The sequence below is a fragment of the Streptomyces sp. NPDC127038 genome (genome assembly GCF_042725875.1).
Classification (GTDB): domain Bacteria; phylum Actinomycetota; class Actinomycetes; order Streptomycetales; family Streptomycetaceae; genus Streptomyces.
This window is the reverse complement of the sequence record NZ_JBHXDQ010000095.1, coordinates 1-13,343: the sequence shown is the minus strand read 5'-3', so window position 1 is coordinate 13,343 and position 13,343 is coordinate 1. Positions and strand designations below refer to the sequence as shown.

Annotated in this window: 12 protein-coding genes; 9 read left to right on the top strand and 3 right to left on the bottom strand. The window is 72.1% G+C overall.

What is annotated here, in order from left to right; all coding sequences use genetic code 11:
* Positions 1 to 14: 14 nt before the first annotated feature.
* Entirely contained in the window at positions 15 to 602 is a 588-nt protein-coding gene (locus ACFWI4_RS38295; RefSeq protein WP_387205940.1) for a TIGR03086 family metal-binding protein, read from the bottom strand.
* A gap of 331 nt (positions 603 to 933) precedes the next feature.
* On the opposite strand from ACFWI4_RS38295, the gene ACFWI4_RS38290 reads away from it, so the two are divergent.
* Both ACFWI4_RS38290 and ACFWI4_RS38285 read left to right on the top strand, forming a co-directional pair.
* Positions 934 to 2,145, top strand: coding sequence for a serine hydrolase domain-containing protein (locus ACFWI4_RS38290; RefSeq protein ID WP_387205938.1), 1,212 nt, complete (start codon positions 934 to 936; stop codon positions 2,143 to 2,145).
* Between the two features lie 262 nt (positions 2,146 to 2,407).
* Complete coding sequence (locus ACFWI4_RS38285; RefSeq protein WP_387205936.1) at positions 2,408 to 3,079, top strand: hypothetical protein; 672 nt, start codon at positions 2,408 to 2,410, stop codon at positions 3,077 to 3,079.
* 152 nt (positions 3,080 to 3,231) lie between these two features.
* Here ACFWI4_RS38285 and ACFWI4_RS38280 read toward each other — a convergent pair whose 3' ends face one another.
* Both ACFWI4_RS38280 and ACFWI4_RS38275 read right to left on the bottom strand, forming a co-directional pair.
* Positions 3,232 to 4,410, bottom strand: coding sequence for a hypothetical protein (locus ACFWI4_RS38280; protein WP_387205934.1), 1,179 nt, complete (start codon positions 4,408 to 4,410; stop codon positions 3,232 to 3,234).
* Positions 4,407 to 5,348: a 5-dehydro-4-deoxyglucarate dehydratase gene (locus ACFWI4_RS38275; RefSeq protein WP_387205932.1), complete on the bottom strand. Its 942-nt coding sequence runs from the start codon at positions 5,346 to 5,348 to the stop codon at positions 4,407 to 4,409. The genes ACFWI4_RS38280 and ACFWI4_RS38275 overlap by 4 nt, the downstream gene beginning before the upstream one ends.
* A 307-nt stretch (positions 5,349 to 5,655) precedes the next feature.
* Here ACFWI4_RS38275 and ACFWI4_RS38270 point away from each other — a divergent pair, with 307 nt between their 5' ends.
* The 7 genes from ACFWI4_RS38270 to ACFWI4_RS38240 all read left to right on the top strand — a co-directional run bounded on the left by ACFWI4_RS38270 (position 5,656) and on the right by ACFWI4_RS38240 (position 13,073).
* Positions 5,656 to 6,465 (top strand): NAD-dependent epimerase/dehydratase family protein, encoded by an 810-nt coding sequence (locus ACFWI4_RS38270; protein ID WP_385405568.1) that lies wholly within the window; start codon positions 5,656 to 5,658, stop codon positions 6,463 to 6,465.
* A 265-nt stretch (positions 6,466 to 6,730) separates the two neighbouring features.
* Positions 6,731 to 7,501: a DeoR/GlpR family DNA-binding transcription regulator gene (locus ACFWI4_RS38265; RefSeq protein ID WP_387205968.1), complete on the top strand. Its 771-nt coding sequence runs from the start codon at positions 6,731 to 6,733 to the stop codon at positions 7,499 to 7,501.
* A gap of 99 nt (positions 7,502 to 7,600) precedes the next feature.
* The gene (locus ACFWI4_RS38260; RefSeq protein ID WP_387205930.1) at positions 7,601 to 8,974 is read left to right on the top strand and encodes an ABC transporter substrate-binding protein; all 1,374 of its coding nucleotides are present in this window, start codon (positions 7,601 to 7,603) and stop codon (positions 8,972 to 8,974) included.
* Positions 8,971 to 9,909: a carbohydrate ABC transporter permease gene (locus ACFWI4_RS38255; protein WP_387205928.1), complete on the top strand. Its 939-nt coding sequence runs from the start codon at positions 8,971 to 8,973 to the stop codon at positions 9,907 to 9,909. Before ACFWI4_RS38260 ends, ACFWI4_RS38255 begins: the two co-directional genes overlap by 4 nt.
* Complete coding sequence (locus ACFWI4_RS38250; protein ID WP_387205926.1) at positions 9,906 to 10,757, top strand: carbohydrate ABC transporter permease; 852 nt, start codon at positions 9,906 to 9,908, stop codon at positions 10,755 to 10,757. The genes ACFWI4_RS38255 and ACFWI4_RS38250 overlap by 4 nt, the downstream gene beginning before the upstream one ends.
* Entirely contained in the window at positions 10,754 to 11,743 is a 990-nt protein-coding gene (locus ACFWI4_RS38245; RefSeq protein WP_387205924.1) for a zinc-dependent alcohol dehydrogenase family protein, read from the top strand. The genes ACFWI4_RS38250 and ACFWI4_RS38245 overlap by 4 nt, the downstream gene beginning before the upstream one ends.
* A 142-nt stretch (positions 11,744 to 11,885) precedes the next feature.
* Complete coding sequence (locus tag ACFWI4_RS38240; protein WP_387205966.1) at positions 11,886 to 13,073, top strand: TerD family protein; 1,188 nt, start codon at positions 11,886 to 11,888, stop codon at positions 13,071 to 13,073.
* Positions 13,074 to 13,343 lie beyond the last annotated feature (270 nt).

The window sequence follows — 13,343 nt, the reverse complement described above, 5'->3', positions numbered from 1 at the left end:
CGCCGGGGGCTCCGCTACGGCTTCCAGCCCGGGTCGCGGCCGCTGAGGCCGATCACCCGGTCGAGGAGCGGAGCGTCGTCGGGCACCGGGACGACGGGGCCGAAGATGCCTCCGACTCGGGTCGGATCGTCCGCCACCCCGGCGAGGAACCCGTGCGTCACCTGGAGGGCCGTGTCGTCGGGGGTGTACTCCTGGCCGGTGGCCCGTGCGAGGTCCCAGCCGTGCACGACCAGTTCGTCGGCGGCGACGGCCGCGGCGACCTCGGCCGGCAGGGTCACTCCCCCGGCCCGGGTCGTCCCCGTCCAGGCGGCCGGGTCCCGCCAGGCGTCGGCGAGTTCGTCGAGCGCCTTCGGCAGTGCCTCGCGCCAGCCCGGCTCGACGTCGGGCAGGGAGGCGGCGGGGCTGGTGTCGGTCGTGGGGCCGAGGTCCTTGCGTCCGGCGTCACGGAAGGCGACGGCCAGTCCGGCCAGATGCCCGAGCAGGTTGTGTACCGCGTACCGGGGGCAGGGCGTCGCCCCGTCGAGCCGCTCGTCCGTGACACCCTCCACGAGGCGCGCCACGACGAGGGCCTGCGGCCCGAAGTCGAAGGTCTGGCCGGTCATCCGATTCTCCTCAGAACGCGTGTCCGTCTTCGTGTGCGGATCGGGGGCGCACTCCCATGAGGTAGACCCCGGTGTCACGGGAAACTCATCGGCGGCCGGGGGCGGGTTCGCGAGCCGGGTTCACCGCCCCCGGTTCCGACACCGGGTTGCCGCGCCCGGTGCCCACGCCGGGTTGCCGCCCCGGTTCCCACACCGGACGCCCACGCCGGGACAGCCGGACGGCCCAACACCCGGTCGTCCGCTCCTCCGTATGCAGCAGCGGCGCAGGCGGGGTGATCATCCGGGGCCGAAGCTGGGCGTGCCCAGGACCCGCCCGACTCGGGAGACCCCCATGCCCCTGCCCCGCCGCCCCCGGCTGCGCTCGTCCCTCGGCGCCCTGCTGGCCGCCGCCTGCCTCACCGGCGCCATGGCCGGACCGGCCGACGCCGGTCCCGCCTCCGGTCCCGGTTCCCCCGCGGGCACGGGTTCCGGCTCCGCGGGCCGCGACCGGGACCAGGCCCTGCGGAAGCAGCTGGAGGAGCTGGTGCGCAGCCCCGGCGGCCCGCCCGGTGTCATCGCCGTCCTGGACCGCGACGGCCGCTCCCGTGTGGTGCGCGCCGGAGTGGCCGATCTCGTCAGCGGCCGTCCGATCGACCCCGACGACCACACGCGGATCGCGAGCACGGCGAAGGCGTTCAGCGGTGCCGTGGCACTGCGCCTGGTGGACCGGCGCGCGCTCTCCCTCGACGACACCATCGGCCGCCGGCTGCCGTCCCTGCCCCGGCAGTGGCACGCGGTGACGCTGCGCCAGTTGCTGAACCACACCAGCGGGCTGCCCGACTACTCGCAGAGCCCCGAGTTCATCAAGATCCTCACGGCCGATCCGCACCACCACTTCGACTCGCGCAGGCTGCTCGACTACGTGGCCGGCGAACCGCTGCTGTTCCGGCCCGGATCGCGGTACCAGTACTCGAACTCGGACAACATCGCGGTCGCGCTGATGGCGGAGGCGGCGACCGACCTGCGCTACGAGCAGCTGCTGCGCGGCCTCGTCTACCGGCCGCTCGGCCTGCGCGACACGAGCCTCCCGCAGGGCTACGAGATGCCGCGGCCGTACATGCACGGTTACGACGTCACGCCGCCGAATCCCCCGGAGGACGTCAGCGAGGCGCTGGGCGCGTCGGGCGTGTGGGCGTCGGGCGGGATCATCTCGACCCCGGCGGACCTGACCCGCTTCATCCGCGGGTACGCGGGCGGGGCCTTGATCTCCAAGGCGACCCTGCGCGAGCAGCGGCAGTGGGTCGACGGGGCCTCGGAGCCCGCGGGCCCGGGCGAGAACAAGGCGGGGGCGGCGATCTTCCGCTACTCCACCCGCTGCGGAGTGGTCCTCGGCCACACCGGCAACTTCCCCGGCTACACCCAGCTGATCGCGGCCACACCGGACGGCCGGCGGTCGCTGACCTTCTCGCTCACCACCCAGGTGAACAAGACGACCAAGCCCGACCTGCTGGAGAAGCTGCGCGCGGTCGAGGAGAACTTCGTCTGCGCACTGCTGAAGAACTGAACGCTTCCACTGCTCGGTTCCATGCGGGGCGTCCGGACCCGTCCGGGCGCCCCGCGGAGCGTTCACTCCCTTCCATTGCAACACTCTCAGCGAGGACTATTGCATTAGAAGCAGAACCATTGCAACGAATTAACGGCTTCCACCTGCAATGACAGCGATACTGCGCAACAAGCATGTTGCCCAATCCTTGAACGCAACGTAGCGTTTCCAATGTCAGAAAGCAGCAGGGAAACGCACGTGACGCAGACATAAGGAGAGCATCATGCAGAAGTTCGCCACCACCGCCCCCGTCTCCGCGATCATCGACATCCCGGCCGGACGCATCCGGTTCATCGCCGCCGACCGCGCCGACACCACGGTCGAGGTCCTGCCCGCGGACGCCTCCAAGGGCCGCGACGTGAAGGCCGCGGAGCAGACCGAGGTCTCCTACGCGGAAGGCGTCCTGCGCGTGGAGATCCCGGACGCCCGCAACCGCGGCCTCGGCTCCTCCGGGTCCGTCGAGGTGACCGTGCAGGTGCCGGCCGGCTCCCGCGTCGAGGCGAAGGCCGCCGCCGCCGAGTTCCGGAGCGTGGGACGGCTCGGCGACGTCACCTTCGAGGGCGGCCACCGCTCGGTCGAGCTCGACGAGGCCGGCACCGTCCGGCTGACCGGTCTGGACGCGGACATCACGGTCGGCCGCCTCAACGGCCCGGCCGAGATCAGCACCCAGAAGGGCGACCTGACCATCGGCGAGGCGGCCGGCGGCACCCTCACGCTGAGCACCCTGATGGGCGACATCAGTGTCGGCGCCGCCCCCGGCGTCTCCGCCGCGCTGGACGCCGCCACCACCCGGGGCCGGATCAGCAACACGCTCAAGAACGACGGCACTCCCGGCCTGACCATCCACGCCACCACCGCCCACGGCGACATCACCGCCCGCACGGTGACCGCCTGAAGACGCGACGCACTCCGCCCCCTCCCCTTCCTCCGACCGCGCCCCGTCCGGGGCGGGCCGGTCGGAGGGGAGGGGGCGGAGCCGCGTGACGAGACGGTGAGCGGATCCCCGGCAGGATCACGGACGTTCCCCTCTCGGGCGTCCCGTTTGCCCTAGCCCAGTCCCGCCAACGCCCCCCGCACGGCGTCCAGATCGGCGTCCGAGGCCAACCCGGCGTGGTACAGCCGCAGTTCGGTCGCGCCGAACTCGGCGGCGCGGGCCGCGTCGGCCGCCAGGGCCTCCGGCCGGCCGCCCATCCCGGACACCACGGTGAAGTTGGCGGCCAGGACCCTCCCCCGCGCCCCCGCCCGGATCGCCTCCGCGAACGGTGTCAGCGGACCCGCGCCTCCCGTGCACGGCACGACCACGCCGTCGGCCACGGACAGGATGTGCCCGGGATCCACCCCGGCGTTGGCGCCGCAGTGGAAGGAGACCGGGTCGGCGTGCAGCAGCACCTGGAACCCGGCAGGCGCGGCGGCCCGGACCGCGGAGACCGTCTCCTCCTGGAGCGAACGGGCCACCTGGTCGCGCCAGACGCGGGTGGCCGCCGCGGTGCCCGCCCCGAGCAGCTTCTCCACCCCGGCCCAGCCCCCGCCGGACGGCCCGCCCCGCCACACCGGCTCCAGCGCTCCGCGCACGAAGGACGCCAACTCCTCGGCGTCGAGGCCCTGTCGGCCGTATCCCTCCGCGCACGAGGCGCAGAAGCAGAGGGACATCAGATACTGCCCGGCGTCCCCGAGCGGCACCCCGGCGGTCTTGTCGTGGGCGTGCAGATGCGCGAGCCCGTACCAGCCGAGGGACTCCAGTTCCGTACCCGCGGCGCCCGGCCGCACGGCCGCCTCGGCGGCGAGACCGGCGAGGTAGGCGCGGGTGGCGGGCCGGGCGACGCAGGGGGCCCAGGGGTAGCGGTCCCCGTAGGCGTTGACGACCGAGGTCTCCGGATGTTCGTCCCCCATACGGGAGTTGTGCGCGAGCACGACCCAGGTGTGGACGTCCAGGCCGGCGCCGGCGAGTGCGGCGGCGGCCTCGCCGAACGCGTCACCGGGAGCCCAGTCCCCGGCCGGGTACGGGCGCAGGGCCCGGCCCCGCCACCGCGCCTCGTCCACCGGATACAGCACGGCGGCGTGCGCGGCCGTGACGATCCGGTGCCGGGGGTGGCGCGGGGTCAGCGCGCGCGTGGAATGGTAGGCGGACGCGAGGGTCACCTGGCGCACGCCAAGAGCGGCGGTCCTGGCGGCGGCCGCCGGATCCCCGTTGACGTCCCAGGGGTAGAGGAACGCGGACGCCCTCACCGGCCCTCCTCGACGAGCGCGTATCCGCGGTCGATCAGCTGCGCGAGCTGTTTGACGTGGTCCTCGGACGGTTCGTCCAGCGGGGGCCGGACCTCGCCGACGTCCAGGCCGCGCAGCCGGACGCCCGCCTTGACGAGAGCGACCGCGTAGCCGCGTCCCAGCGCCCGCAGATCGGCGAAGGGCCGGTAGAAGCCGTCCAGCAGCCGGTTCACCGTGGCGTCGTCCCCCGCGTTCAGGGCCCGGTGGAAGGCCAGCGCGATCTCGGGGGCGAAGCAGAAGACCGCCGAGGAGTAGAGCGTGATCCCGAGGCCGCGGTAGGCGAGCCCGGTCAGTTCGGCCGTCGGCAGTCCGTTGAAGTAGAGGAAGTCGCCGGGCGTCTCGCTCCGTACGGCGCTCACGATCCGCTGCATCAGGTCCAGGTCGCCGAGCCCGTCCTTGAAGCCGATGATCCCCTCGGTGCGGGCGAGTTCGACCACGCTCGCGGGGGTGAAGACGGCGTTGTCGCGCTGGTAGACGATGACATCCAGGGAGGTGGCGGCGGCGATCTCCCGGTAGTGCCGCAGCAGGCCCTCCTGTCCGGCGTTGACGAGGTAGGGCGGCATGGCGAGCAGTCCGTCGGCCCCGGCGGCCTCCGCGAGGCGGGCGTAGCGCACGGCGAGGGCCGTCCCGTATCCGGCGCCCGCGACCACGGGGACCCGTCCTCCGGCCGCCTCGACCGCCGCCCGTACGCACGCCTCGAACTCCTCGGGAACGAGCGCGTGGAACTCCCCGGTGCCGCAGCACACGAAGACCGCCGCGGCTCCGGCCCCGACCCCGCGCCGCACATGCTCCGCGCAGACACCGGGATCGACGGCGCCGTCGGGACCGAACGCGGTGACGGGGAAGAAGAGCGGCCCGCTGGGGATGCCCAGCCGGGAGGCGAGAAGGGCTGACGTCACGGACTCTCCCTAGGAAAGATGCCCACCGAGTGCATGTTTCTGATCCATGTCCATATTTATGAACCCGCTCACGCTAAGCCGCCACCTCGGGGCCGGTCAAGCGTACAAACCCGCGACTCGAAGGCCGATCCACCTCGTCCGCACACCCCTTGACGCGGCACGTCGGCGATCCTTAGCTTGTCCATGGATGTGAATGTGATACACGAATACGACTGACCGGCGAACCCGCGCCGCCCGCCCCGACCCCCGACGCCCCGCCCCCACCACGTCCGGACCCGGTACACCGGCCGGCACGGAGGAGACCCCCATGCCCGCTCCCCGCACCGTTCTGCTCACCGGCGCCGCCGGCGGACTCGGCACCCTGATGCGCGGGCTGCTGCCGGAGTACGGCCACGAGCTGCGCCTGCTCGACATGCTCCCCGTCGAGGGCGAACCGGAGGCGATCACCGCGGACCTCGCCGACCGGGCGGCGCTGCGCGAGGCGGTCCGGGGCGTCGACGCGATCGTCCACCTCGCGGGCATCTCCCTGGAGGCCTCCTTCGACAAGATCCTCAAGGCGAACATCGAGGGGACGTACAACCTGTACGAGGCGGCGCGCGAGGAGGGCGTACGCCGTGTCGTCCTCGCCTCCTCCAACCACGCCGTGGGCTTCACCCCGCGCCCCCGCGGGGACGACCCCCTGATCCCCGTGGACACCCCGCGCCGCCCCGACACCTTCTACGGCCTCTCCAAGTCCTTCGGCGAGGACCTGGCACAGCTCTACTGGGACAAGCACGGCCTGGAGACCGTCTCGGTGCGCATCGGGTCCTGCTTCCCCGAGCCCACCAGCGTGCGCATGCTCTCGGTCTGGATGAGCCCCGCGGACGGCGCCCGGCTCTTCCACGCGGCCCTGACCGCCGAGGGCGTGGGGCACACGGTCGTCTACGGCTCCTCCGCCAACACCCGCCTGTGGTGGGACCTTTCGTCCGCGCGGGCCCTCGGCTACGAGCCGCGCGACGACTCGGAGCCGTACGCCGCGAAACTGATCGCCGAGCACGGCGAACTGGAGGAGGGCAACGCGGCGCACGCCTTCCTCGGCGGGCACTTCGTGAACGACCCTCCCATCTGGCCGTACTGACACGCCACTTGGCCGGCACCGGACCGGCGAACGGGGGCGGGCGGGCACCGAACGGGCCCGCCCGCCCCCGTGTTCGGGCACCGACCGTGCCCGATCCCCCGCCGCGCGCCGCGGCGGCGCAGGTCCACGACGGGCACGCCGTCCCGCGAACGGGCGCATCCGGGCAGCATCGGCCCCGCAACAGGCCTGGTCGGCGCGGTGCGCCCGCTGTAGAACTTCCCCCATGAGTCCGAACGGGCAGCTCCGCGGCGAAGGAGGCGACGGCATGGGCGCGAGGACGGCGGAAGAGCGCCGGCGGGAGATCGTGCGGGTCGCCCGCGCCACCGGCTCGGTCGACGTCACCGCGCTCGCCGCCGACCTGGGCGTGGCCAAGGAGACCGTGCGCCGCGATCTGCGCGCCCTGGAGGACCACGGGCTCGTGCGCCGCACGCACGGCGGCGCCTGCCCCGTGGAGAGCGCGGGCTTCGAGACCACGCTCGCCCACCGGGCCACCAGCCATGTCCCCGAGAAGCGCCGGATCGCCGCCGCGGCGGCCGAGCTGCTCGGGGACGCGGAGACGGTCTTCGTCGACGAGGGGTTCACCCCCCAGCTGATCGCCGCGGCACTGCCCACCGACCGGCCGCTCACCGTGGTCACCGCCTCCCTCCCGGTCGCCGGGGCGCTCGCCGGATCCGGCAACGTCTCCGTGCTGCTGCTCGGCGGCCGGGTGCGGCCGGGCACCCTGGCGACGGTCGACCACTGGACGACGAAGATGCTGGCCGGCTTCGTCGTCGACCTCGCCTACCTCGGCGCCAACGGCATCTCCCGCGAGTACGGCCTGACCACCCCCGACCCGGCCGTCGGCGAGGTCAAGGCGCAGGCGGTGCGGGCCGCGCGGCGGACCGTGTTCGTGGGCGTGCACACCAAGTTCGGGGCGGCCGGCTTCTGCCGGTTCGCGGAGGTCGGCGCACTGGACACGATCGTCACCAGCACCCTGCTGCCCGCGGCCGAGGCGCACCGGTACGCGCTGCTGGGACCGCAGGTCGTACGGGTCTGACCCCGGCGGCACACGCACGTAGGCACGTCAGAGGCCGCACCCCACCCACGCATGCCCGATATCGACACATTCACCCCCCTCCAAGTCCAGGAGCGATCCATGCGAACCCCGAGCCGACGACGGCCACCGCGGGCACTGCTCGCCGGCGCCGCCGCAGGGACGCTGCTCGCCCCGCTGCTCTCCGGCTGCTGGGCCGGGGCCGGCGGGACGGGCTCCGGCGGCGACTCCATCAACGTCCTGATGGTCAACAACCCCCAGATGACCGAGCTCCAGAAACTCACCGCGGCCCACTTCACCCGCGAGACCGGCATCAAGGTGAACTTCACCGTCCTGCCGGAGAACGACGTCCGCGACAAGATCAGCCAGGACTTCGCCAACCAGGCGGGCCAGTACGACGTCGCCACCCTCTCCAACTACGAGATACCCATCTACGCCCGCAACGGCTGGCTGCACGAGATGGACTCGTACGTCGCCAAGGACCCCGGCTATGACGAGCGGGACATCCTCGAACCGATGCGCCAGTCCCTGACCGCCGCCGACGGAAAGCTCTACGGGCAGCCGTTCTACGGCGAGTCGTCCTTCCTGATGTACCGCAAGGACGTGTTCGCGAAGAAGGGCCTGACCATGCCCGCGCACCCCACCTGGGACCAGGTGGGCAGGCTCGCCGCCGCGGCCGACGGAGCCGAACCCGGCATGCGGGGCATCTGTCTGCGCGGCCTCCCCGGCTGGGGCGAACTCATGGCCCCCCTCACCACCGTGGTCAACACCTTCGGAGGCACCTGGTTCGACAAGGACTGGAAGGCACGCCTGGACTCACCCGAGTTCGAGAAGGCGACCCGCTTCTACGTGAACCTCGTCCGCGAACACGGCGAGTCCGGCGCGGCCCAGTCCGGCTTCGCCGAGTGCCTCAACAACATGACCCAGGGCAAGACCGCCATGTGGTACGACGCCACCTCCGCCGCCGGCCTGCTGGAGGCCAAGGACTCCCCGGTCAGGGGAAGACTCGGCTACGTCCCCGCTCCCGTCGAGAGGACCGCCTCCTCCGGCTGGCTCTACACCTGGGCCTGGGGACTCCAGAAGGCCTCCCGCAACCCGGACAAGGCCTGGAAGTTCATCTCCTGGGCCTCCGGCAAGGGCTACGAACGACTCGTCGGCGACACCGCCGGCTGGTCCGACGTCCCGGCGGGCAAACGCGCCTCGACGTACACGAACGCCGCCTACACCGAACAGGCCGCGGCCTTCCAGGACATGACCCGCGCGGCCATCGAGGGCGCCCGGCCGGAGGACCCCGGTGTCCGGCCGCGCCCCGCGCCCGGCATCCAGTTCGTCGGCATCCCCGAGTTCACCGACCTCGGCACCAAGGTCTCGCAGGAGATCAGTGCGGCCATCGCCGGACGCCAGTCCGTCGCCACGGCCCTGAACAGGTCCCAGAAGCTCGCCGAGAAGATCTCCGAGGAGTACGAGGGACGATGACCGCCACGACGACGGCCCGCGTGGCCGCTCCCCCCGTACGCACCCACGGACAGCCCTCGGCCCGGCTGCGCGCCTGGGCCACCCGCGGCCCCCTGCTCCCGGCCCTGATCTTCATGATCGCGGTGACCCAACTGCCCTTCGTGGCCACGCTGGTGATCTCGTTCTTCGACTGGAACTCCCTCTATCCCAAGGCCCGCCGCTTCACCGGATTCGGCAACTACACGCAGGTCCTCACCGACGCGGACCTGCGGCACTCCCTCTGGACCACGGTCCTGCTGACCGCCGGTGTCGTCATCGTCTCGCTGGCCCTCGGACTGGCCCTGGCGCTGCTCCTGGACCGCCGGTTCAAGGGCCGCGGCATCGTCCGCACCCTGCTGATCGCACCCTTCCTGGTGGTCCCGGTCGCCGCGGCCCTGCTGTGGAAACACCTGCTCTTCAACCCCGAATACGGCCTGCTGAACGGCCTGTTGCACATCGTCGGCGGACCCCAGCCCGACTGGATCTCGAACACCCCGCTGCTCGCCGTCGAGGCGTCCCTGGTCTGGCAGTGGACGCCGTTCATGATGCTGATCCTGCTCGCCGGCCTCCAGAGCCGCGACCACCAGCAGATCGAGGCGGCGCGCGTCGACGGCGCCGGCGATTGGCAGATCTTCCGCCATCTCACCCTCCCCCACCTGCGCCGCTATCTCGAACTGGGGGCCCTGCTCGGCTCGATCTACATCGTCCAGAACTTCGACGCCGTCTTCACGATCACCTCCGGCGGCCTGGGCACCGCCAACCTGCCCTACACCGTGTACCAGAGCTTCTACCAGGCCCACGAGAACGGCCTCGCATCCGCCGCGGGCGTCCTGGTGGTCCTCGGCTCCATCGTCATCGCGACCCTCGCCCTGCGCGTCGTGTCGTCCCTGTTCCGCGAGGAGGGGTCCCGCCGATGAGCAGCACCGCCACACCCGTCCGCCCCCGCCGCGCGCGGGGCGCCGGCCTGGGCCTGGCCGCCTGGGCGCTCGGCGTCGTGTTCTTCCTGCCCCTCGCCTGGATGGCCCTGACCTCCTTCCACTCCGAACCGGACGCGGCGAGGAACCCGCCCGCCTTCGGCGCCGCCCTCACCCTCGACGGCTACCGCGACTTCTTCGGCACGAGCGGCGGCGCGAGCCCCTGGCCCGCGCTCGTCAACTCCACGGTCGCCTCCGTGACCTCCACCGCCCTCGTCCTGCTGCTGGCCCTCCCCGCGGCCTACGCACTCTCCATCCGCCCGGTGAAGAAGTGGACGGACGTCCTCTTCTTCTTCCTGTCGACCAAGATGCTGCCGGTCGTGGCGGGCCTCCTCCCCGTCTACCTCTTCGCCAGGGACACCGGCACGCTCGACAACATCTGGCTGCTCGTCGTCCTCTACACCTCGATGAACCTGCCGATCGCGGTGTGGATGATGCAGTCGTTCCTCGCCGAGGTCCCCGTCGCCGTGATCGAGGCGGCACGCATCGACGGCGCCCGGCTGCCCACCGTGCTGGCCCGTGTCGTCGCCCCCATCGCCCTCCCCGGCATCGCGGCGACGGCCCTGATCTGCTTCATCTTCAGCTGGAACGAGCTGCTCTTCGCCCGGGTCCTGACGGGAGTGGTCGCCGGGACCGCCCCCGTCTTCCTGACCGGATTCATCACCAGCCAGGGCCTGTTCCTGGCGAAGGTGTGCGCCGCGTCGCTCGTCGTCTCCCTGCCGGTGCTCGCCGCGGGGTTCGCCGCCCAGGACAAACTCGTCCAGGGCCTGTCACTCGGAGCCGTGAAATGAAGGCCGCAGTCATCGAGTCCGCCGGACGAGCCGTCGTGTCCGAGGTCCCCGACCCGACGCCGGGCCCCCGCGAGGTGGTCGTCGAGGTCGCCGCCTGCGGTCTGTGCGGCACCGATCTGCACATCCTCCAGGGCGAGTTCGCCCCCGAGCTGCCGATCGTGCCGGGCCACGAGTTCGCCGGCGTCGTGGTCGGCGTCGGCACCCGGGTCACGGAACTCGCCGTCGGCGACCGGGTGGCCGTCGACCCCTCCCTCCACTGCCACGAGTGCCGCTACTGCCGTACGGGCCACGGCAACCTCTGCGAGCGGTGGGCCGCGATCGGCGTGACCACCGCGGGCGGCGCCGCGCAGTACGCGACCGCCCCCGCCGCGAACTGCGTGAAGCTCCCCGAGCACGTCGCCGTCCAGGACGCGGCCCTGATCGAACCGCTCTCCTGCGCCGTCCGCGGCTACGACGTCCTGCGCTCCCGGCTAGGCGCCCACGTGCTGGTCTACGGCTCCGGGACGATGGGCCTGATGATGCTGGAGCTCGCCAAGCGCACCGGCGCGGCCCGCGTGGACGTCGTGGACGTGAACCCCGAACGGCTGGCCACCGCCCGGCTGCTCGGGGTCTCCGGAGCGGCGGCGGACCCCGCCGAACTGGACCGCCCGCAGGGCTGGGACGTGGTCGTCGACGCGACGGGCAACGCGGCGGCGATCCAGGACGGCCTGGGCCGGGTCGCCAAGGCGGGCACCTTCCTCCAGTTCGGCGTCGCCGACTACGCGACCCGGGTGACCGTCGACCCGTACCGCATCTACAACCAGGAGATCACCATCACCGGCTCGATGGCCGTCCTGCACAGCTTCGAACGGGCCGCGGAACTCTTCGCTGCGGGCGTCCTCGACCCGTCCGTCCTCATCAGCGACCGCCTCCCGCTGGCGAGCTACCCGCAGGCCCTGGACCGGTTCGCCTCGGGCCTTGGCCGCAAGATCGTCGTGGTGCCCTGAGGGACGTGCGCGCACCTGCCCTGAGTGAGGTGCGCGCACACTCACCCACCCGGGCCTGCCCCCCCATCCCTACCCTTGAGTCCCTACCCTTGAGTAAGGGAACGGTAAAGCACCTCCGCTCGTTACCCCAGGCATGACAGCTATGACGCCCGGCTCGAACATCCCTCTCCCCGTCTCCCGCGTGACGGTGGACGTCACCGCCCCGGTGCGGCTCGACGTGTCGAGCCTGCTGCTCACCGCCGACGGCAAGGTGCGCTCCGACGACGACTTCATCTTCTACAACCAGCCCACGGGCCCCGGTGTCACCTACCGCTCCGGCGGCGGCACGGGCCCCGACGCGATCACGGTCGACACGGCCGCGGTCCCCCCGGGCATCGAGAAGATCGTCGTCACGGCGAGCCCCGACGCGGCGGGACAGTCGTTCCAGGGCATCGAACCCACCGCGACGATCCGCAACGCGGACGACAACACGGTCCTGGCCACGTTCACCCCGCCGCGGCTGGGCTCGGAGACGGCCCTGGTGATCGTCGAGGTCTACCTCCGCAACGGCGCCTGGAAGGCCCGCGCGGTCGGCCAGGGCTACGCGAACGGCCTGGCCGGCATCGCCACCGACTTCGGCGTGAGCGTGGAGGAACCCGCCCAGCCGGCCCCCGTGCCGCAGCCTCCGGCGGCGGCCCCCCAGGCCGTGGCCCCCCAGCCCCCGGCCGCTCCCCCGGTCCCGCCGGTGCCCCCGGCGCCTCCCGCGGCCACGGGCAAGATCAACCTCGACAAGGGCCGGGTCAGTCTCCAGAAGAACCAGACGGTGTCCCTGGTCAAGGGCGGCGCCCCGCTGCTGTCCCGGGTCCAGATGGGCCTCGGCTGGGAACCCGCGTTCCGCGGCTCGGACATCGACCTGGACGCCTCGGTCATCGCGTACGGGCCGCAGCGCAACCACATCGACAGCTGCTACTTCGGCAAGCTCTCCATCGTGAACGGCGCGATCAAGCACTCCGGCGACAACCTCACGGGCGAGGGCGGCGGGGACGACGAGGTGATCACCGTCGACCTCGGGCGCCTCCCCCAGGAGGTCACCGCCCTCGTCTTCACGGTCAACTCGTTCTCCGGCCAGAAGTTCACCGACGTGGCCAAGGCCTACTGCCGCCTGGTCGACGCGGCCAGCGGCGAGGAGCTCGTCCGCTTCGACCTCACCCACGCCGAGGCCCAGACGGGCGTCATGATGGCCAAGCTCATCAAGCAGTTCTCCGGCGAGTGGGACATGACGGCCCTGGGCACCTTCGTCAAGTCCCGCACGGTCCGCGGCATGGTGAAGCCGGCGGCGGAAGCACTCTGACGTTCCCTGCGGCCGGGGGCGAGCGGGTCCCGGCACCGGTTGGTTGCCGCCCCACGTTTCTCTCGCCCCCTCCGCCCCTACCCAACCCGTACCCAGGGGCTCCGCCCCCGGACCCCCGCTCCTCAAACGCCGGAGGGGCTGAAATTTTCCCCGGCCGGAGCTGAAAGTGGCACTGGCCGGAGCCGAAATAGGGACGCACCCGCAGCCGGGATCCGGGCCGTCGGGGCCGTGCCGGTACATCGATGGCCGTCGCCACCGACGCCCACACCT